31 protein-coding genes are annotated in these 17,638 nt (G+C 45.1%); 1 reads left to right on the top strand and 30 read right to left on the bottom strand.

Annotation, left to right across the window (positions count from 1 at the left end; translation table 11 throughout):
- Positions 1–22: 22 nt before the first annotated feature.
- The 30 genes from FTT64_RS04170 to FTT64_RS04025 form a co-directional block, all read right to left on the bottom strand.
- Entirely contained in the window at positions 23–1,513 is a 1,491-nt protein-coding gene (locus FTT64_RS04170) for an NAD(P)/FAD-dependent oxidoreductase (RefSeq protein WP_005180241.1), read from the bottom strand.
- Between the two features lie 198 nt (positions 1,514–1,711).
- A complete protein-coding gene (gene rplQ / locus FTT64_RS04165; RefSeq protein ID WP_004754212.1) occupies positions 1,712–2,077 on the bottom strand; it encodes a 50S ribosomal protein L17 in 366 nt (121 codons plus the stop codon).
- A gap of 19 nt (positions 2,078–2,096) precedes the next feature.
- Positions 2,097–3,104, bottom strand: a complete 1,008-nt coding sequence (locus tag FTT64_RS04160) for a DNA-directed RNA polymerase subunit alpha (RefSeq protein ID WP_005180245.1) — start codon at positions 3,102–3,104, stop codon at positions 2,097–2,099.
- A 17-nt stretch (positions 3,105–3,121) separates the two neighbouring features.
- Positions 3,122–3,745 (bottom strand): 30S ribosomal protein S4, encoded by a 624-nt coding sequence (rpsD, locus tag FTT64_RS04155; RefSeq protein ID WP_016658534.1) that lies wholly within the window; start codon positions 3,743–3,745, stop codon positions 3,122–3,124.
- A 12-nt stretch (positions 3,746–3,757) separates the two neighbouring features.
- Positions 3,758–4,144 (bottom strand): 30S ribosomal protein S11, encoded by a 387-nt coding sequence (gene rpsK, locus FTT64_RS04150; RefSeq protein WP_001040166.1) that lies wholly within the window; start codon positions 4,142–4,144, stop codon positions 3,758–3,760.
- A gap of 19 nt (positions 4,145–4,163) precedes the next feature.
- Entirely contained in the window at positions 4,164–4,520 is a 357-nt protein-coding gene (rpsM, locus tag FTT64_RS04145; protein WP_005012957.1) for a 30S ribosomal protein S13, read from the bottom strand.
- A 107-nt stretch (positions 4,521–4,627) separates the two neighbouring features.
- A complete protein-coding gene (gene rpmJ / locus FTT64_RS04140) occupies positions 4,628–4,744 on the bottom strand; it encodes a 50S ribosomal protein L36 (protein ID WP_000867907.1) in 117 nt (38 codons plus the stop codon).
- Between the two features lie 20 nt (positions 4,745–4,764).
- Positions 4,765–6,084, bottom strand: coding sequence for a preprotein translocase subunit SecY (secY, locus tag FTT64_RS04135; protein WP_171065119.1), 1,320 nt, complete (start codon positions 6,082–6,084; stop codon positions 4,765–4,767).
- Positions 6,085–6,129: 45 nt separating this feature from the next.
- Positions 6,130–6,570 carry a 50S ribosomal protein L15 gene (rplO, locus tag FTT64_RS04130; protein ID WP_005180254.1) on the bottom strand — a complete coding sequence of 147 codons (441 nt, stop codon included), beginning with the start codon at positions 6,568–6,570 and terminating at the stop codon, positions 6,130–6,132.
- A gap of 3 nt (positions 6,571–6,573) precedes the next feature.
- The gene (gene rpmD, locus FTT64_RS04125; RefSeq protein WP_005180256.1) at positions 6,574–6,750 is read right to left on the bottom strand and encodes a 50S ribosomal protein L30; all 177 of its coding nucleotides are present in this window, start codon (positions 6,748–6,750) and stop codon (positions 6,574–6,576) included.
- A 6-nt stretch (positions 6,751–6,756) separates the two neighbouring features.
- Positions 6,757–7,254, bottom strand: a complete 498-nt coding sequence (rpsE, locus tag FTT64_RS04120; RefSeq protein ID WP_005180258.1) for a 30S ribosomal protein S5 — start codon at positions 7,252–7,254, stop codon at positions 6,757–6,759.
- A gap of 2 nt (positions 7,255–7,256) precedes the next feature.
- Positions 7,257–7,607, bottom strand: a complete 351-nt coding sequence (gene rplR, locus FTT64_RS04115) for a 50S ribosomal protein L18 (RefSeq protein ID WP_005180260.1) — start codon at positions 7,605–7,607, stop codon at positions 7,257–7,259.
- A gap of 14 nt (positions 7,608–7,621) precedes the next feature.
- A complete protein-coding gene (rplF, locus tag FTT64_RS04110) occupies positions 7,622–8,155 on the bottom strand; it encodes a 50S ribosomal protein L6 (protein ID WP_005180261.1) in 534 nt (177 codons plus the stop codon).
- A 13-nt stretch (positions 8,156–8,168) separates the two neighbouring features.
- Positions 8,169–8,564 (bottom strand): 30S ribosomal protein S8, encoded by a 396-nt coding sequence (gene rpsH, locus FTT64_RS04105; RefSeq protein WP_005180264.1) that lies wholly within the window; start codon positions 8,562–8,564, stop codon positions 8,169–8,171.
- Positions 8,565–8,576: 12 nt separating this feature from the next.
- Positions 8,577–8,882 (bottom strand): 30S ribosomal protein S14, encoded by a 306-nt coding sequence (gene rpsN, locus FTT64_RS04100; RefSeq protein WP_005180266.1) that lies wholly within the window; start codon positions 8,880–8,882, stop codon positions 8,577–8,579.
- Positions 8,883–8,891: 9 nt separating this feature from the next.
- Positions 8,892–9,428, bottom strand: a complete 537-nt coding sequence (rplE, locus tag FTT64_RS04095) for a 50S ribosomal protein L5 (RefSeq protein WP_005180272.1) — start codon at positions 9,426–9,428, stop codon at positions 8,892–8,894.
- A 16-nt stretch (positions 9,429–9,444) separates the two neighbouring features.
- A complete protein-coding gene (rplX, locus tag FTT64_RS04090) occupies positions 9,445–9,762 on the bottom strand; it encodes a 50S ribosomal protein L24 (protein WP_005180274.1) in 318 nt (105 codons plus the stop codon).
- Positions 9,763–9,771: 9 nt separating this feature from the next.
- Positions 9,772–10,140 carry a 50S ribosomal protein L14 gene (gene rplN, locus FTT64_RS04085; RefSeq protein ID WP_001982634.1) on the bottom strand — a complete coding sequence of 123 codons (369 nt, stop codon included), beginning with the start codon at positions 10,138–10,140 and terminating at the stop codon, positions 9,772–9,774.
- 91 nt (positions 10,141–10,231) lie between these two features.
- Entirely contained in the window at positions 10,232–10,489 is a 258-nt protein-coding gene (gene rpsQ / locus FTT64_RS04080) for a 30S ribosomal protein S17 (protein WP_005180277.1), read from the bottom strand.
- The gene (gene rpmC, locus FTT64_RS04075; RefSeq protein WP_000849928.1) at positions 10,486–10,683 is read right to left on the bottom strand and encodes a 50S ribosomal protein L29; all 198 of its coding nucleotides are present in this window, start codon (positions 10,681–10,683) and stop codon (positions 10,486–10,488) included. Before rpmC ends, rpsQ begins: the two co-directional genes overlap by 4 nt.
- A complete protein-coding gene (gene rplP / locus FTT64_RS04070; protein WP_005180280.1) occupies positions 10,683–11,096 on the bottom strand; it encodes a 50S ribosomal protein L16 in 414 nt (137 codons plus the stop codon). Before rplP ends, rpmC begins: the two co-directional genes overlap by 1 nt.
- Before the next feature lie 3 nt (positions 11,097–11,099).
- On the bottom strand, positions 11,100–11,852 hold the full coding sequence (gene rpsC / locus FTT64_RS04065; RefSeq protein ID WP_005180281.1) for a 30S ribosomal protein S3: 753 nt from the start codon (positions 11,850–11,852) through the stop codon (positions 11,100–11,102).
- Between the two features lies 1 nt (position 11,853).
- Complete coding sequence (gene rplV / locus FTT64_RS04060; RefSeq protein WP_001982638.1) at positions 11,854–12,183, bottom strand: 50S ribosomal protein L22; 330 nt, start codon at positions 12,181–12,183, stop codon at positions 11,854–11,856.
- An 11-nt stretch (positions 12,184–12,194) separates the two neighbouring features.
- Entirely contained in the window at positions 12,195–12,470 is a 276-nt protein-coding gene (rpsS, locus tag FTT64_RS04055; RefSeq protein WP_001138119.1) for a 30S ribosomal protein S19, read from the bottom strand.
- Between the two features lie 20 nt (positions 12,471–12,490).
- A complete protein-coding gene (gene rplB, locus FTT64_RS04050; RefSeq protein WP_127801047.1) occupies positions 12,491–13,315 on the bottom strand; it encodes a 50S ribosomal protein L2 in 825 nt (274 codons plus the stop codon).
- Between the two features lie 11 nt (positions 13,316–13,326).
- Positions 13,327–13,647, bottom strand: a complete 321-nt coding sequence (rplW, locus tag FTT64_RS04045) for a 50S ribosomal protein L23 (RefSeq protein WP_005180285.1) — start codon at positions 13,645–13,647, stop codon at positions 13,327–13,329.
- Entirely contained in the window at positions 13,644–14,246 is a 603-nt protein-coding gene (gene rplD, locus FTT64_RS04040) for a 50S ribosomal protein L4 (protein ID WP_005180287.1), read from the bottom strand. Before rplD ends, rplW begins: the two co-directional genes overlap by 4 nt.
- A gap of 11 nt (positions 14,247–14,257) precedes the next feature.
- The gene (gene rplC, locus FTT64_RS04035; protein ID WP_005180289.1) at positions 14,258–14,896 is read right to left on the bottom strand and encodes a 50S ribosomal protein L3; all 639 of its coding nucleotides are present in this window, start codon (positions 14,894–14,896) and stop codon (positions 14,258–14,260) included.
- A 59-nt stretch (positions 14,897–14,955) separates the two neighbouring features.
- Positions 14,956–15,267, bottom strand: a complete 312-nt coding sequence (rpsJ, locus tag FTT64_RS04030; protein ID WP_005180291.1) for a 30S ribosomal protein S10 — start codon at positions 15,265–15,267, stop codon at positions 14,956–14,958.
- Positions 15,268–15,533: 266 nt separating this feature from the next.
- Positions 15,534–16,286, bottom strand: coding sequence for a type 1 glutamine amidotransferase (locus tag FTT64_RS04025; protein ID WP_127799329.1), 753 nt, complete (start codon positions 16,284–16,286; stop codon positions 15,534–15,536).
- A gap of 161 nt (positions 16,287–16,447) precedes the next feature.
- On the opposite strand from FTT64_RS04025, the gene FTT64_RS04020 reads away from it, so the two are divergent.
- A complete protein-coding gene (locus FTT64_RS04020) occupies positions 16,448–17,635 on the top strand; it encodes a PLP-dependent transferase (RefSeq protein ID WP_180182047.1) in 1,188 nt (395 codons plus the stop codon).
- The last annotated feature ends 3 nt before the right edge of the window (positions 17,636–17,638 follow it).

The following is a 17,638-nucleotide window of genomic DNA, read 5'->3' as shown; positions in this document are numbered from 1 at the left end:
GCACGATCATGATGATGTGTGCTTAAGACACCAGTTTAGGTTTACGTGCAGACTCACTGACTGCTTTACGGAACTTCAGCACCGGATCAGCAAATGAAGCCTGTTTTAAATCCTTACGGTCTTTCAGGTAATTATTGCTCACCCGCCAAGGCGCATGTTTACCCTGCTTTGGCATCACATTCGCGGCACGGGCAATATAACCCGAAGTTAAACTACCCATCACAGTGTCTTCCATCAACTCTGAAGGATCACCTTCCGCAATCACTTCGGTATAGCCTTGCTGATCCATATGATTAATCAGACGGCAGATATAATCTGCAGCAATATCAACTTTTAAAGTCCAGGAGGCATTGATATAGCCAATAATCATGGCCATATTCGGCACATCGCTGACCATCACACCCTGATACAGCATATGTTTCGAGGTATCCAAAGGCTGATGATCAATGGTGGCTTTAACCCCGCCTAAAATCTGAATTTGCAGACCGGTAGCCGACACAATCACATCTGCGTCGAGATGTTTGCCAGATTTTAACTGGATGCCCTGTTCGGTAAAGGCTTCAATCTGGTCGGTTTCAACACTGGCCTGCCCTTCACGCAGCACTTTAAACAAATCTCCATCTGGCACCACACACAGACGCTGATCCCATGGATTATAGCTCGGGCTAAAGTGTTTCATATCCACTTTGCCTTTCAGCTGCATCTCAATTGACTTTAATAAAAATTTACGCAGCAGCTTCGGCTGTTTCTGTGCCAGCGCATACACACCGCGTTGCATACCAATATTTCGTGCCCGCGTCAGCTTATAAGCCAGCTCCTCCGGCAACACCTTGCGCATGTTGTTATAGATAAAATCTACCGATGGAATGGAAGCAATATAGGTCGGTGAGCGCTGCAGCATGGTGACATGCGCTGCACCGCCTTTGACCATTGCAGGCACCAAGGTAATGGCAGTGGCACCACTGCCAATAATCACCACTTTTTTACCAGAATAATCGAAGTTTTCCGGCCAATGCTGTGGATGAATAAAAGTACCTTTAAATGCCGACTGATTCGGGAAATCCGGCTGGAAGCCCTGATCATAATTGTAATAACCGGTACACCCCAGAACAAAATTGGCGATCCAGGTCTGTTTTTTGCCCTGTGCATTTTCAATCACGACAGACCATTTCTGGGTCTGGCTATCATAATTGGCAGACAGCACCCGATGCTGGAAATGAATTTTGGATTTCAGTTGATACTCTGCAATCACTTCTGACAGATAGTTCTTAATTGAAGCGCCATCAGCCAGAATGCTGTCTTGCGTCCAGGGCTTAAAATTAAAGCCAAAGGTCGACATATCCGAATCGGAACGAATACCCGGATATTTAAATAAATCCCAAGTGCCCCCAAAGCTCTCACGACGCTCGATAATTTCAAAGGTGCGCTGCGGGCAGTGTTTGGAAAGATGCGCGGCCAGACCAATACCAGAGATGCCCGCACCCACAATCAGAATATCAACATGCTTGTCCATTTTGTTTTTATACCTGTTCAACGTTCTGTTTTTATTAAAGCACAAATTTGACAATACTCAATGTCAAGTTTGATAAAAAGCGATAAAATTTATATCAATTCGGGACACAACAGAAAAATTGTCTGACAACTGGCCATAAAAAAAAGGCCGGTTTAAAAAACCGACCTTTTTTAGAACAACTGAACTGCTCTTGCGAAATTATTTAACTTCGCGATCTACAAGTTCAACGTAAGCCATCGGTGCAGCATCACCTGCACGGAAGCCCGCTTTAAGAACACGTAGATAACCGCCGTTACGTTCTTTGTAACGAGGGCCAAGAACGGTAAATAATTTACCAACAGTTGCTGCATTACGAGTACGAGCAAACGCCAAACGACGGTTTGCAACTGTATCGTTTTTAGCTAAAGTGATTAAAGGCTCAGCAACGCGGCGAAGTTCTTTCGCTTTAGGCAAAGTTGTTTTAATTAACTCGTGCTCAACTAAAGCATTGGTTAAGTTTTGGAACAACGCCTTACGGTGGCTGCTGGTACGGCCTAATTTCACACCACTATTACGATGACGCATGGTGAATAGTCCTACTTAATTAACGGCTACGATAAGCGAAGCGGTCGTCCATGCGGAGACTAGCTGGTGGCCAGTTCTCTAAACGCATGCCGAGCTGCAAGCCTTTCGATGCCAGAACATCTTTGATCTCAGTAAGCGATTTTTTACCCAGGTTAGGTGTTTTAAGTAACTCAACCTCGGTGCGCTGTACAAGATCACCAATGTAGTAAATATTTTCTGCTTTCAAACAGTTAGCAGAACGAACAGTAAGCTCTAGATCATCTACTGGACGAAGCAAAATTGGGTCAACTTCTTCACGAGGTTCTTGAGCCACAGGTGCCTGATCTTTCTGAAGGTCAACAAAGATTGCAATTTGTTGTTGCAAGATTGTTGCCGCTTTGCGGATTGCTTCTTCAGGATCAACAGTACCGTTGGTTTCAAGATCAATGATCAGCTTGTCAAGGTCAGTACGTTGTTCTACACGCGCATTTTCTACGATGTATGACACACGTTTGATCGGGCTATAAGAAGCATCTAACTGTAAACGACCCACTGGGCGAGTTTCACCTTCTGGGAAACGTGAGTCAGATGTTTCATAACCACGGCCTTGAGCCACTTTCAAACGCATTTTTAACGCGCCTGATGCACTTAGAGTGCCGATCAAGTGTTCAGGGTTAACCACTTCAACATTATGCGGTAAACGAAGGTCAGCTGCAGTAACGTCACCTGGACCTTGTTTTTCCAATGTCAAATAAGCTTCATTTTGATCGAATAGCTTAATAGACAATCCTTTCAGGTTCAGCAAGAGCTCGACGATGTCCTGCTGCAAGCCTTCTAAGGTACTGTACTCGTGCTCAACACCCTCAATTTCAACTTCAACCACAGCTGCGCCAGGTAAAGAAGAAAGAAGGATGCGACGTAAAGCATTACCAAGAGTATGACCAAAGCCACGCTCTAATGGTTCCAGAATAACTTTTGCCGAGGTCCCGCTAACCGCTTCGACCTTGATCGCTTGCGGAGTTAGAAACTCATTTGCAGTACGCGTCATTATTGCTACCTCAAGGATTATTTAGAATACAATTCTACAATCAAGCTTTCGTTGATTTCAGCAGGTAAATCAGAACGATCTGGTGCAGCTTTGAACGTACCTTCTAATTTAGCATGATCAACTTCCATCCAAGAAGGGATACCACGTTGAGCAGCTAATTCAATTGCGTTTTTGATACGTAATTGTTGTTTAGCACCTTCGTGAACTGCGATCACGTCACCAGCTTTAACTTGGATAGACGCGATGTTAACACGACGGCCATTCAAAGTAATGCTACGGTGAGATACAAGCTGACGAGCTTCTGCACGTGTAGAACCAAAACCCATGCGATAAACGACGTTATCAAGACGGCTTTCAAGCAATTTCAACAAGTTTTCACCTGTTGCGCCTTTAACACGAGCTGCTTCTTTATAGTAATTACTAAATTGACGCTCTAAAACACCGTACATACGACGTACTTTTTGTTTTTCACGTAATTGTAGTGAATACTCAGATTGTTTGCCGCGCGCTTGGCCATGTTGACCAGGAGCTTTAGCGTGTTTTTTAGTTTTGACGTCAAATGGTTTAACGCCAGATTTTAGTTGCAGGTCTGTCCCTTCGCGGCGAGAGAGTTTGCATTTTGGACCAATATAACGAGCCATGAATGTTTCTCCTTACACGCGACGTTTTTTAGGTGGACGGCAACCGTTGTGAGGAATTGGAGTCACATCGGTAATGCTGTTAATTTTATAACCCACTGCACCTAATGCACGAACCGCAGACTCACGACCTGGACCAGGACCTTTTACAAGGACGTCCAAGTTTTTCAAACCGTAATCTAAAGCAGCTTTACCAGCAACTTCAGCAGCTACCTGAGCAGCAAACGGAGTTGATTTACGTGATCCACGGAAGCCTTGTCCACCTGAAGTGGCCCAAGCCAGTGCATTACCTTGACGATCGGTAATAGTCACAATGGTGTTATTAAAAGAAGCGTGAATGTGTGCAACACCTTCAGAGACGGTACGGGTGACCTTCTTGCGTGTGCGAGTATCTTTAGCCATCTTTTAGCTTCCAGAAATCTTATTTCTTAATTGGTTTGCGCGGACCTTTACGGGTACGTGCGTTAGTTTTGGTGCGTTGACCACGGACAGGCAAGCTGCGACGATGACGAAGACCGCGGTAGCAGCCTAAATCCATTAAACGTTTAATGTTCATGGAAATTTCGCGACGTAAGTCACCTTCGGTCGGAACCTTAGCAACTTCTGCACGAATCGCATCAAGCTGAGCGTCATCTAATTCACGGATCTTAGTGGTAGTAGCGATACCAGCAGCAGCTAAGATGTTCTTAGCAGTGTGGCGACCAATACCAAAGATGTACGTTAGAGAGATAACAGCATGCTTGTTATCCGGAATGTTTACACCGGCAATACGAGCCATTCAATTTTCTCCAAAAAGGCAGTTAAGATAATCAACCGCCCCACAAAAATCTTGAGGGGCGGATAATAACCTAATTAGCCTACTGAAATCAACAGGTCTTGATCAGATTAACCTTGACGCTGCTTATGACGAGGTTCTGCGCTGCAAATTACGCGGATAACCCCATTACGACGGATAACTTTACAGCTACCACAAATTTTCTTTACAGAAGCTTGTACTTTCATGATGAAACCTCTAAGTGCGCTTATCCCTTAGGATGAGCAGTCGTTTTTCTCATTAACGTTTGATTATCGTACTGGTGCGAGGTGAGATGTGCTTGAAGCTGAGCCATAAAGTCCATCACGACTACCACAACGATCAATAATGAGGTACCACCCAAATAGAATGGAATACCAAACGAGCTCTGCAATACCATCGGCATCAAGCAGACCACTGTGATATAAATCGAACCAATAAAGGTCAAACGATTGAGAATATGATCTAAGTAACGAGCAGTTTGCTCACCTGGGCGAATACCAGGCACATAAGCTCCGCTGCGTTTCAAGTTCTCTGACACTTCTTTCGGACTAAAAACTAGCGCGGTATAGAAATAACAGAAAAAGATAATTAACGCACCAAAGAGCACCAAATACAATGGCTGTCCAGGCGACAATACGAGTGCCAGATCTTGCAAGCTACGCTTGATAATCCCTGCATCAGGATCCGCACTTCCTACCCATTGACCCAGACTGGCCGGGAACAACAGCAGAGAGCTGGCAAAAATTGCCGGAATCACACCTGCCATATTAATTTTTAATGGCAAATGGGTTTGCTGTGCAGTAAATACACGACGACCTTGCTGTTTTTGAGCATAGTTTACCGGAATACGACGTTGCGCTTTCTCGATAAACACAATGGCTGCCAGTACCGCCAGTGACAACAGACCAAAAATCACCAGACCAATCAGGCTGGTTTGACCATTATCGACTGAAGATAGCGATTGCAAAATCAGATTTGGCAATCCGGCAACGATACCGGCGAAGATGATCATGGAAATACCATTGCCCACCCCACGTTCGGTAATCTGTTCACCCAACCACATCAGGAACATTGTACCCGCCACCAGCGAGGTGACTGCCGGAACGTAAAACGCAAGACCTGACGTTAAGGTAATCCCTTGACTGATCAGACCTGCACACATCCCGATTGCCTGTACTAAGGCAAGGAACAAGGTACCTTGGCGCGTATATTGATTAATCTTACGCTTGCCCTGCTCGCCTTCTTTCTTTAAAGCTTCCAGCGAAGGAACCACGGTTGACATCAGCTGCACGATAATCGACGCAGAGATGTAGGGCATGATCCCGAGAGCAAGAATCGACATTCGCTCTAATGCACCACCCGAAAACATGTTAAACAAACCCAGGATAGTACCTGAGTTTGCATTAAAAAGATTTTCAAGTGCGGCATTATTAATGCCTGGTACTGGAATATGCGCTCCTAGTCGAAATACCAATAACGCACCAATGAGAAACATCATTCGGCGAATAATTTCACGATATTTCACGTGAAATGGTTGGCCTTTCATCATATGTACATGACCTGAAGAACTAGGAGACATAGACACTGGAGATTACTCCTCGACTTTACCGCCAGCAGCTTCAACAGCAGCTTTAGCGCCTTTAGTCAATGCAACACCTTGAACAGTGAAAGCACGAGTAATTTCACCAGAAAGTACGATACGCGCACGGATCATGTCTTTACGCACAACGTTCGCCGCTTTTAAAGTTTCTAGGCTAACGATGTCGCCTTCAACTTTAGCAAGCTCAGATAAACGTACTTCAGCAGTTTTTAAAGCGATTTGGCTAGTGAAACCGAATTTAGGTAAACGACGATATAACGCAGTTTGACCACCTTCGAAACCTGGACGTACGCCACCGCTCTTACGTGATTTTTGACCTTTGACACCACGGCCACCAGTCTTACCTACGCCAGAACCGATACCACGGCCCAGACGACGGTTTTCACGTTTAGCACCTTCTGCAGGTGCAAGTTCATTTAAACGCAGAGTCATGGCTTATTCCTCTACACTAACCATATAGTAGACTTGGTTGATCATACCACGGTTAGAAGGCGTATCTTGCACTTCTACAGTATGACCAATACGACGCAGACCTAAACCTTTCAGGCAAAGCTTGTGATTTTTTAAGCGGTGCGATGCAGATTTAGTCTGGGTAACTTTAATCGTTTTCATGATTGATTACCCTTGAATTTGTTCTACAGTCAGACCACGTTTCGCAGCGACTTTCTCAGGAGAAGTCATATCACGCAGACCGTTGAAAGTCGCGTTTACTACGTTCGCAGCATTTGTAGAGCCATAACATTTTGTTAATACGTTACGCACGCCAACAGCCTCTAGAACTGCACGCATAGCACCACCAGCAATTACACCAGTACCTTCAGAAGCAGGTTGCATGTAAACGCGGCTTGCACCGTGACGAGCATGAATAGGATGCTGAACAGTACCGTCAACAAGGTCAACAGTAATCATGTTGCGACGAGCAGCTTCAAGTGCTTTAGAAATAGCAGCTGGAACTTCACGCGCTTTACCACGACCAAAACCTACGCGACCATTACCGTCACCCACAACAGTTAATGCTGTGAAAGAGAAGATACGACCACCCTTAACAACTTTGGCAACACGATCAACGGCTACCAGCTTTTCAACAAGACCTTCGTTTTGTTCAACTTTAGCCATGATTAGAACTCCAAGCCGTTTTCACGAGCAGCATCAGCCAAGGCTTTGATACGACCATGATATTTAAAACCAGAACGGTCAAATGCAACTTTAGTTACACCAGCTGCTTTCGCACGTTCTGCGATTAAAGCACCAACTTTCTTGGCAGCTTCAACGTTACCAGTTGTACCAGCACGTAAAGTAGCATCTAAAGTAGAAGCTTGCGCTAAAACTTTGCCACCATCTGCTGAGATAACTTGAGCATAGATGTGACGCGGAGTGCGGTTTACACACAAACGAGTCGCACCCAATGCACGGATGTGCAAGCGTGTGCTTTTCGCACGACGCAAACGGGATTGTTTCTTTTCGTTCATAAGAACCTCGCGCCTTATTTCTTCTTAGCTTCTTTACGAAGTACAACTTCGTCAGAATAACGAACACCTTTACCTTTATATGGCTCTGGTGGACGGTAACCACGGATCTCAGCTGCTACCTGACCTAATAATTGCTTGTTAGCAGATTTCAGGATGATTTCAGTTGCAGTAGGAGTTTCTGCAGTTACACCTTCAGGAAGGCTGTAATCGATTGGATGAGAGAAACCAAGGTTAAGGTTAACAACAGTACCTTTAACCGCAGCTTTATAACCAACACCGATCAGTTGTAACTTACGTTCGAAACCTTCGTTCACACCTTTTACAAGGTTGTTTAATACAGCGCGAGCAGTACCAGCTTGCATCCAAGCGTCTTTCGACTCTTTTACTGGAGCAACTTGAAGAGTACCATCTTCCTGTTTTAGCTCGACCAGCGCATGCAGGTTGAAAGACAATGTACCTTTGCTGCCTTTCACTTCGACCTGCCGGCCGTTCTGAGTAACTGTTACACCGTTAGGTACAGTTACTGGGGCTTTAGCCACACGAGACATGAGGAATCACCTATTAAGAAACAAAAGCAATAACTTCACCACCAACGCCCGCAGCACGTGCAGCGCGATCAGTCATGATGCCTTTGCTTGTAGAAACAATTGCAATACCTAAACCTTGCTTAACGCTTGGAAGTGCATCTTTACCGCGATACTGACGTAGACCAGGACGGCTTACGCGTTTCACAGTTTCGATAACTGGTTTGCCTTCGAAATACTTTAATGTCAAAGTAAGAGTTGCTTTGCCTTCAACGTCAGCAACTTCTACATTGGCAATGTAACCTTCTTGTTGAAGTACGTTTGCAATCGCAACTTTCAACTTAGAGTTAGGCATAGAAACAGTTTGTTTCTTCGCCATTTGTGCGTTACGAACACGAGTTAACATGTCGGCAACGGTATCTTGCATACTCATTCTAGTCGCTCCTTACCAGCTTGCCTTAACAACGCCAGGTACATCACCTTGCATTACTGTGTCACGTAATTTGTTACGGCTTAAACCGAACTTACGGAAGTAACCATGAGGACGACCAGTTAAACCACAACGGTTACGAAGACGCACTGGAGACGCATTACGTGGTAATGCTTGTAACTTCATCATCGCTTCGAAACGCTCTTCGTCGCTTGCATTTACGTTTGCAATAACAGCTTTTAATTCAGCACGTTTTGCAGCGTATTTAGCAACAGTAGCTTCGCGTTTCAATTCGCGATTAATCATACTTTTCTTAGCCATATCGACCTCTTATTTGAACGGGAAGCCGAATGCACGCATAAGCGCACGGCCTTCGTCATCGGTGCGAGCAGTCGTAGTGATGGTAATATCCATACCACGAATACGATCAATCTTATCGAAATCGATTTCAGGGAAAACGATTTGTTCTTTAAGACCCATAGAGTAGTTACCACGACCATCAAATGATTTCGCAGAGAAACCACGGAAGTCACGGATACGAGGGATCGCGATAGAGATCAAACGGTCTAAGAATTCGTACATGCGTTCGCCGCGTAAAGTAACTTTACAACCAATCGGCCAACCATCACGGATTTTAAAACCTGCGATAGATTTACGAGCTAACGTAAGAACTGGTTTTTGACCAGCGATAGCTTGCATATCAGAAAGAGCACCATCAAGGAGTTTCTTGTCAGCAGCAGCTGCACCAACACCCATGTTGATAGTGATTTTAGTGATGCGAGGGATCTCCATCACATTCTTAATGCCCAATTGTTCTTGTAATTGAGCTTTAAGTTCGTCGTTGTAACGTGTTTTAAGTCTGGCCATTGCCTATTTCAACCTATTACTTCGCTACCGCCACTGATTCACCATTTGATTTGTAAACGCGAGTTTTCACGCCGTCAATCGTTTGGTAACCAACACGGTCAGCCTTTTGGGTTGTAGCATTAAAAATTGCCACGTTTGAAATATGAAGCGAAGCTTCCTGAGTTACGATGCCGCCTTCAGCGCCAGTAACACGGTTCGGCTTTTGATGCTTCTTAACCAGGTTAAGGCCTTCAACCTTAACGCGGTCATTAGAAACTGACAAAACAGTACCCTGTTTGCCTTTTTCTTTACCTGCGATCACGATTACTTGATCGCCTTTTTTAATCTTAGCCATGATTGCCTCTTATAGAACTTCAGGAGCCAATGAAATAATTTTCATGAACTGTTCAGTACGAAGTTCACGAGTCACTGGTCCGAAAATACGAGTAGCAATCGGCGCTTTGTTGTTGTTCAAAATAACGGCTGCGTTATCGTCGAAACGAATCACAGAACCATCTGGACGACGGATACCGAATTTTGTACGTACAACTACAGCATTCATCACGTCACCTTTTTTAACACGTGCGCGTGGAATTGCTTCTTTTACAGTAACTTTAATAATGTCGCCAACAGAAGCATAACGACGATGTGAACCACCAAGTACTTTAATACATTGTACGCGGCGAGCACCACTGTTGTCTGCTACGTCGAGCATCGTTTCGGTTTGAATCATTGCCCTACTCCAAAACCGAGCATCACCGGTCACAATTTCGAAAGGCTCAAAGAGTACTCGAAATTGACCGATGATGCAACAAGAACGTTAATTACTCAGCAGCTGCTTCAACAACTTCAACTAGAGTCCAAGACTTAGTTTTAGAAATTGGGCGGCTTTCTTTGATAGTTACAACATCACCGATTTTAGCGGTATTGTTCTCATCATGAGCATGTAATTTTGTTGAACGGCGGATTGATTTGCCATACAACGGGTGTTGAACACGACGTTCAATAAGCACAACAATAGACTTGTCCATTTTGTCGCTTACGACTTTGCCGGTTAACGTGCGGACTGTTTTATCACTCATTGTCCGTTCCCCTGTTTTTCGGTAAGGAGTGTCTTAATACGAGCAATAGTTTTACGAGCGACTTGCACTTCGTGCGATTTGCCCAATTGACCAGTTGCTTTCGCCATACGAAGACGGAATTGGTTAAGCTGTTGCTCATCAAGCAAAGCTTTCAACTCTTCTACCGACTTTTCACGTAGATCTTTAGTTTTCATTACATTACCGTCCGAGTCACGATAGTGGTTTTAAACGGAAGTTTAGCAGCAGCAAGCTTGAATGCTTCAGTTGCTAATTCATCGTTCACACCTTCCATTTCGTACAGGATCTTACCTGGTTTGATTTCGCAAACCCAGTATTCCACGTTACCTTTACCGTTACCCATACGAACTTCTAATGGTTTTTCAGTAATTGGTTTGTCCGGGAATACACGGATAAAGATCTTACCACCACGTTTAACACGACGGCTGATTGTACGACGCGCAGCTTCGATCTGACGCGCAGTCATACGACCACGTTCAGTCGCTTTAAGTGCGATAGAACCGAAAGATACAGTGCTACCACGGTGCGCTAGACCAGTGTTACGGCCTTTTTGAACCTTACGGAACTTAGTACGTTTAGGTTGCAACATGGATTATTCTCCTTTTTCAGCAGAACGATCATTGCGACGACCACGACGCTCTTGACCTTCACCACGACCGCGACCGCGTTTAGCTGGACGTTCTTCAGCTGGAGCTGGGTTCATGACTTGTTTCATGCCACCCAAGATCTCACCACGGAAGATCCAAACTTTAACACCAATCGTACCGTAAGTCGTTTCAGCACGCATAGTCGCGTAGTCGATGTCCGCACGAAGTGTATGTAGAGGTACACGACCTTCACGATACCATTCTGTACGAGCGATCTCAGCACCGCCTAAACGGCCAGAAACTTCAACTTTGATACCTTTAGCACCAGCACGCATGGTGTTTTGAACCGCACGCTTCATAGCACGACGGAACATTACACGCTTTTCTAATTGAGAAGCGATTGCTTCAGCAACCAGACGTGCGTCTAAGTCTGGACGATCGATTTCGTTGATGCTTACTTGCGCTGGAACACCCATAATGTTGGTAAGTTCGCGCTGTAATTTCTCAATGTCTTCGCCTTTTTTACCGATAACGATACCAGGACGAGCAGTGCTAATAGTTACTTTAGCAGCGCCTGTCGGACGTTCGATAAGAATATTGCTTACCATTGCGTTCTTAAGTTTTTTAGTTAAAAACTCACGAACTTGAAGGTCTTTAAGCAAGTATTCAGCGTATTGTTTCGGATTCGCATACCAGTTAGCGTTATGACGTTTCACAACACCTAGGCGGATACCGATTGGATGAACCTTCTGACCCATATCAAACCCCTACCTTAACGGTGATGTGACAAGTACGCTTAGTAATACGATCTGCACGGCCTTTAGCACGTGGCATAATACGTTTCAGGCTCATGCCTTCATCAACGTAGATCGTAGAAACTTTAAGGTCGTCTACATCTAAACTGTTATTGTGTTCAGCATTTGCAATTGCAGATTCCAACGCTTTTTTAACCAGTACAGCAGCTTTTTTGTTGCTGAAGTTCAGGATGTTAAGCGCATGCGCAACAGATTTGCCGCGAATAAGGTCTGCAACCAAACGTGCCTTTTGTGCCGAGATAGCGGCACCGCGTAATTTAGCAGTTACTTCCATCATAGCACCTATTAACGTTTAGACTTCTTGTCAACACCGTGACCACGATAGGTACGAGTTGGCGCGAATTCACCTAGTTTATGGCCAACCATGTGTTCAGTAACGATTACTGGAACGTGGTTACGACCATTGTGTACAGAAATTGTTAGACCAACAAAATCCGGAAGAATCATCGAACGACGCGACCAAGTTTTGATCGGCTTACGAGAGTTGCTCGCAACAGCCGCTTCAACCTTAGCGAACAAGTGCGCATCGACGAATGGGCCTTTTTTCAATGAACGAGGCATTAGTCAGATTCCTTTACTTGTTACTTAACGCGACGGTCGCGAATAATCATCTTAGTCGTACGCTTGTTGGTACGTGTCTTGTACCCTTTAGCTTTTTGACCCCATGGGCTTACAGGTTGAATACCTTTGTTACGCCCTTCACCACCACCGTGTGGGTGGTCAACCGGGTTCATCGCCATACCACGTACGGTAGGACGAACGCCACGCCAGCGTGAAGCACCTGCTTTACCAAGTGAACGCAAGTTGCTTTCTGAGTTAGAAACTTCACCCAATACAGCACGACATTCAACGTGTACTTTACGCATTTCACCAGAACGTAAACGAACGATAGCGTAAGAACCGTCACGACCCAACAACTGAACTGAAGTACCAGCTGAACGAGCTAACTGCGCGCCTTTACCGATTTTAAGTTCGATGTTATGAAGTGTAGAACCGATAGGCATGTTGCGAAGTGGCAAGCAGTTACCTGGACGAATTGGAGCATCGTTACCAGACTGTACTTTATCACCAGCACGTAAGCCTTTAGGCGCAATAATATAACGACGCTCACCGTCAGCATACTTCAGCAGTGCGATGTGTGCAGTACGGTTAGGATCGTATTCAATACGCTCAACTACAGCAGGAACGCCGTCTTTGTTACGTTTGAAGTCAACGATACGGTAGTGCTGTTTATGGCCACCACCAACGTGACGAGTCGTAATGTGACCGTTGTTGTTACGACCACCAGTACGTTTTTTAGCTTCTACCAACGGAGCATATGGCGCGCCTTTGTGAAGGTGATCATGAACCACTTTCTCTACAAAGCGACGTCCTGGAGACGTTGGCTTACATTTTTGAATAGGCATAATTTTCGTCCTTATTCCGCTGCGGTTTCAGCGGTATCGCCCAAGTCAGCCATTTCAACATCTTGGCCAGCTTTCAGGGTGACGTATGCTTTTTTAACATCAGAACGACGTCCGATAGTTTTACCAAAGCGTTTAGTCTTACCTTTAGTGATAGTCGTGTTAACTTTAACAACTTCTACACCAAATAATTGTTCCACTGCTTTTTTGATTTCAAGCTTGTTTGCATTTAATGCAACCTTGAACACTTGAACACCAGCAGTTTCACCTAAAACTTGTGCTTTTTCTGAGAATACAGGTCCTTGTAGGACTTGATATAAACGTTCGTTGTTCATCCGAGTTCTACCTCAATTTTCTTAGCAGCAGCAACAGACATTACAACTTTATCGAACGCGATCAAGCTAACAGGATCGATTGCAGTAGCATCAACCACATCAACGTGTGGAAGGTTGCGAGCTGCAAGGTATAGATTCTCATCTACAGCTTCAGTAACGATCAATGCGCGAGTTGCATTCAAGTCGTTCAGTTTTGCAAGCAATGCTTTAGTTTTAGGCGCTTCAACAGCAAACTCTTCAACTAATACAAGACGATCTTGGCGAACAAGTTCAGCTAAGATACATTGCATTGCACCGCGGTACATCTTACGGTTCACTTTTTGAGACCAGTCTTGTGGACGAGCAGCAAAAGTTTTACCACCGCCAACCCAGATCGGGCTACGAATAGAACCAGCACGAGCGCGGCCAGTACCTTTTTGACGGAATGGCTTTTTACCACCGCCAGAAACGTCTGCACGTGACTTCTGAGCTTTAGAACCTTGACGACCACCAGCTAAGTAAGCTGTAACAACTTGGTGTACAAGCGCTTCGTTAAATTCACGGCCGAAAGCTACTTCAGACAATTCAACAGCAGAGCCGGAAACAGTTTTTAAATTCACGTTATTTCCCCTCAGGCCTTGATAGTAGGACGAACAGTTACGTCGCCACCAGTAGCACCAGGAACCGCGCCTTTAACAACTAGAACTGAACGCTCTGTGTCGATTGCAACGATTTCAAGACCCTGTGTAGTTACGCGTTCAGCACCTAAATGGCCAGCCATTTTTTTGCCTTTGAATACGCGACCAGGAGTCTGGTTTTGACCTGTAGAACCTAGAACACGGTGAGAAACAGAGTTACCGTGAGTAGCGTCTTGAGTACGGAAGTTCCAACGCTTAACACCACCTTGGAAACCTTTACCTTTAGATGTGCCAGTTACGTCAACGATTTGACCAACTGTGAACAAATCTACAGTAAGCGTACCACCAACTTCACGACCTTCAAGCTCAGCTTCTGTAACGCGGAATTCTTGAACCAGACGACCAGCAGCAACACCCGCTTTCGCAAAGTGACCTTTCTGAGCGTTAGTTACGCGAGATTCGCGACGTTCACCAGTAGTGATTTGAATCGCTTGATAACCATCAGTTTCAAGCGTTTTGATTTGTGTGATGCGGTTAGGATCAACCTCAATCACTGTAACAGGTACAGAAACACCAGCATCTGTAAAGATACGGGTCATACCGCACTTGCGACCGACTAAACCAATAGCCATGTGCATAAACCTCTAAAAAAGCGGCTTAATTAACTTAGAGCGTTAATTAACCGAAAGCCTTAACCCAATGCGATCTGAACATCAACACCAGCTGCAAGATCTAATTTCATCAATGCATCTACAGTTTTGTCTGTAGGTTGAACGATATCGATCAAACGTTTGTAAGTGCGGATCTCATATTGGTCACGCGCATCTTTGTAAACGTGCGGTGATGTAAGAACGTTGAAGCGTTCGATGCGAGTAGGCATCGGGATTGGACCACACACTTGTGCGCCAGTACGCTTAGCGGTTTCTACGATCTCTTGAGCAGATTGATCAATTAAACGGTGATCAAAAGACTTAAGACGGATACGAATTCTCTGGTTAGACATACCAGTTAACTCCAAGCCAAAATATATAAAGAATCACTCTTGACGCATCTCACCCCACTAATAAAGGCAAGTGTCAAGAGCAGTGAAATATCACTAAGGTCGTGATCGATGCCACGACTGTAACGATAGTTAACCACTTTCTTCGCGGTTAACCCCCTTAATATCAAAGGGTCGCCCATTATAACGATTGTTTAATGCATAAGCAAATCCTTTTGTGGCTTTTTACATCATTTTTCAAATATTTCGACAAATCAATTGTTTAATAATTATACAGCCCGCCGCTGCGCTGCAGTTTGCTGTAACACATAATCTATCGCCTGATTTAATATCTGATTTCCTTGAATAAATTTATTTTTATTGGCGCGCTGCAGCTGCTCTACCGATTGCACATAAGGTCCCTGAAACAGGGCCAGCTCTTCTTCATCTTCCAGGAATAATTGCAGGCTTTCTGGCGTGGTTTCCGGGTGAAACTGAAAGCCCAGTACATTTTTGCCAATCTGATACATCTGATTGCGACAGGCATCATTTTCGGCCAGATGCACAGCCCCTTTGGGAATCTCGAAGCTTTCACTGTGCCACTGCATGACATTAAACTGCTCCGGCAACTGAAAATAGTCTGGTGGCACATGACTAACCTTGCGTACCTCGTGCCAGCCCAGCTCCTGTACAGGATTGCGACTGACGGCCGCGCCCAGCGCATTGGCGATCAGTTGCCCACCCAGACACAGACCAATGGCCGGTTTTCCCATGGCCAAATAACGCCTGAGCCAGCGTTTTTCCATTTTTAACCAGGGGAAATTGGCTTCATCATTAACGCTCATGGTGCCGCCCATGACAATTAACAAATCGACCTCCTCGATCTGCGGCAGCGCTTCAATATCCAGTGCTGAATCAACCGGCAAGGCAAAAAATTCTGTGGCACTGATCTCTGCATTTAACCGTTTTAAATGCGTATAACAACTTCCAAATCCTTCACCAGCAATATGCTGAAAATAATGTACTTTTAAATGCGACGCCATGCGCTGAAACCTGTTGTTGTAGCTATGCTTTTAGGTTTTGCAAAAATGAAGCCAACTTTAGCGCCGAGTGTTCAAAGTCAAATAAATACAGCCAGATATGGCACAACTGATCCTTTTCTCTTAAGCTAAATTCAATTGATTGTCCTGATTTGAGCGAAGTCGTGAAAAAAAATCCGCAAACCGAACTGATTCATGCACCACGAAAAGCCCCTCAACTGATTTCTACGGTTCAACCTCCCCTCTATCGTGCATCGACGATTATTTTTAACAACACCGATGCACTGTTTAATCGCCACTGGACCGATGCCTATGACTATAGTTATGGCACGCATGGCACGCCGACGACCTTTACGTTAGGTGATCACATCGCGCAGATCGAAGGCGGTCTGTATCACCTGCTGGCGCCGAGCGGCCTCTCTGCGATTAATCTGGTCAATTCCTGCTTGTTAAGCCAGGGTGATGAGGTCTGGGTTCCGGACAATATTTATGGTCCGAATATGGAGCATCTGCGTAATCTGCAGCAGCGTTATGGCATTGCCGTCAAGGTCTATAACCCGTTGGAGGTAGAAAGCTTTAGCCCAAGCGATAAAGCCAAACTGTTATGGCTCGAAGCGGCTGGTTCGGTGACACTGGAGTTTCCGGACTTAATTGGTCTGGTAAAAAAAGCCCAAGCCCATAATATTTTGACTGCGCTGGACAATACCTGGGGCGCAGGACTGGCCTTTAATGCCTTTGATTTTGGCGAGGACCACTTAAGCGTAGATCTGACCGTGCATGCGCTAACCAAATATCCAAGCGGGGGTGGCGATATTTTAATGGGCTCGGTGGTGACGCGTGACCAGAAGCTCCATCATCAATTATTCCGGATGCATGCCATTCAGGGGATTTGTGTCAGCGGAGATGATACGGCGCAAATCCAGCGCAGTCTGGCCTCCATGCAGCTGCGTTACCAGCAACAGTCACAATCAGCACTGACCTTGCTGAACTGGCTAAAACAGCAAAAAGAGCTGGTTCAGGTCCTGCATCCGGCTGATCCGGACAGTGCCGGTCATGCATACTGGAAAGACATCTGCAAGGAGGGTCACAGCGCCGGACTGGTTAGTGTGATTTTTGATGCGCAATACAATTTAAACGATATTCGAGCATTCTGTGATGCATTAACCCTGTTCAAGCTAGGCTTTAGCTGGGGGGGACCGGTCAGCCTGGTCATGTTATATAACTTAAAAGAAATGCGTGTGCTGGAACATTTACATTTGAAAGATGGCCTGTTGGTGCGGTTCTGTATTGGCCTAGAACATCCGGAAGATCTGATTCAGGATATTAAACAGGCTTTAAAAGTCTTAGCTTAAATA

The sequence above is a fragment of the Acinetobacter sp. Q186-3 genome (genome assembly GCF_013420655.1).
Lineage (GTDB): Bacteria > Pseudomonadota > Gammaproteobacteria > Pseudomonadales > Moraxellaceae > Acinetobacter > Acinetobacter indicus.
Note: the sequence above shows the minus strand (reverse complement) of the source record. Positions and strands in the feature narration are given on the sequence as shown.

Bases quoted from the DNA above. Each gene is read 5' to 3' on its own strand.
- rplO (WP_005180254.1), bottom strand. From the start codon at position 6,570: ATGACTCTGCGTTTAAATGAACTTGCACCTGCAGAAGGTGCTAAACGT.
- rplF (WP_005180261.1), bottom strand. From the start codon at position 8,155: ATGTCTCGTGTGGCTAAAGCCCCAGTAACTGTACCTAACGGTGTAACA.
- rpmD (WP_005180256.1), bottom strand. From the start codon at position 6,750: ATGAAAACGATTAAAGTTACCCAGACTAAATCTGCATCGCACCGCTTA.
- rplX (WP_005180274.1), bottom strand. From the start codon at position 9,762: ATGGCTAAGATTAAAAAAGGCGATCAAGTAATCGTGATCGCAGGTAAA.
- rpsJ (WP_005180291.1), bottom strand. From the start codon at position 15,267: ATGTCTAACCAGAGAATTCGTATCCGTCTTAAGTCTTTTGATCACCGT.
- rplV (WP_001982638.1), bottom strand. From the start codon at position 12,183: ATGGAAGTAACTGCTAAATTACGCGGTGCCGCTATCTCGGCACAAAAG.
- rpsC (WP_005180281.1), bottom strand. From the start codon at position 11,852: ATGGGTCAGAAGGTTCATCCAATCGGTATCCGCCTAGGTGTTGTGAAA.
- secY (WP_171065119.1), bottom strand. From the start codon at position 6,084: ATGAAAGGCCAACCATTTCACGTGAAATATCGTGAAATTATTCGCCGA.
- rpmJ (WP_000867907.1), bottom strand. From the start codon at position 4,744: ATGAAAGTACAAGCTTCTGTAAAGAAAATTTGTGGTAGCTGTAAAGTT.
- rpmC (WP_000849928.1), bottom strand. From the start codon at position 10,683: ATGAAAACTAAAGATCTACGTGAAAAGTCGGTAGAAGAGTTGAAAGCT.
- rplE (WP_005180272.1), bottom strand. From the start codon at position 9,428: ATGGCCAGACTTAAAACACGTTACAACGACGAACTTAAAGCTCAATTA.
- rplP (WP_005180280.1), bottom strand. From the start codon at position 11,096: ATGTTGCAACCTAAACGTACTAAGTTCCGTAAGGTTCAAAAAGGCCGT.
- rpsK (WP_001040166.1), bottom strand. From the start codon at position 4,144: ATGGCTAAAGATACTCGCACACGCAAGAAGGTCACCCGTACCGTCTCT.
- rpsN (WP_005180266.1), bottom strand. From the start codon at position 8,882: ATGGCTAAGAAAAGTATGATTAATCGCGAATTGAAACGCGAAGCTACT.
- rplN (WP_001982634.1), bottom strand. From the start codon at position 10,140: ATGATTCAAACCGAAACGATGCTCGACGTAGCAGACAACAGTGGTGCT.
- FTT64_RS04170 (WP_005180241.1), bottom strand. From the start codon at position 1,513: ATGGACAAGCATGTTGATATTCTGATTGTGGGTGCGGGCATCTCTGGT.
- rplC (WP_005180289.1), bottom strand. From the start codon at position 14,896: ATGGCTATTGGTTTAGTCGGTCGCAAGTGCGGTATGACCCGTATCTTT.
- rplW (WP_005180285.1), bottom strand. From the start codon at position 13,647: ATGAACAACGAACGTTTATATCAAGTCCTACAAGGACCTGTATTCTCA.
- rpsD (WP_016658534.1), bottom strand. From the start codon at position 3,745: ATGGCTCGTTATATTGGTCCAAAATGCAAACTCTCTCGCCGCGAAGGG.
- rplR (WP_005180260.1), bottom strand. From the start codon at position 7,607: ATGAACGAAAAGAAACAATCCCGTTTGCGTCGTGCGAAAAGCACACGC.
- FTT64_RS04025 (WP_127799329.1), bottom strand. From the start codon at position 16,286: ATGGCGTCGCATTTAAAAGTACATTATTTTCAGCATATTGCTGGTGAA.
- rplQ (WP_004754212.1), bottom strand. From the start codon at position 2,077: ATGCGTCATCGTAATAGTGGTGTGAAATTAGGCCGTACCAGCAGCCAC.
- rpsE (WP_005180258.1), bottom strand. From the start codon at position 7,254: ATGGCTAAAGTTGAACAAAACGAAGGTCTTGTTGAAAAGCTGGTAGCC.
- rplB (WP_127801047.1), bottom strand. From the start codon at position 13,315: ATGCCTATTCAAAAATGTAAGCCAACGTCTCCAGGACGTCGCTTTGTA.
- rpsQ (WP_005180277.1), bottom strand. From the start codon at position 10,489: ATGAGTGATAAAACAGTCCGCACGTTAACCGGCAAAGTCGTAAGCGAC.
- rpsM (WP_005012957.1), bottom strand. From the start codon at position 4,520: ATGGCTCGTATTGCCGGTGTAAACATTCCGGATAACAAGCATGCTGTT.
- FTT64_RS04160 (WP_005180245.1), bottom strand. From the start codon at position 3,104: ATGACGCGTACTGCAAATGAGTTTCTAACTCCGCAAGCGATCAAGGTC.
- rpsS (WP_001138119.1), bottom strand. From the start codon at position 12,470: ATGCCTCGTTCATTGAAAAAAGGCCCATTCGTCGATGCGCACTTGTTC.
- rpsH (WP_005180264.1), bottom strand. From the start codon at position 8,564: ATGAGTATGCAAGATACCGTTGCCGACATGTTAACTCGTGTTCGTAAC.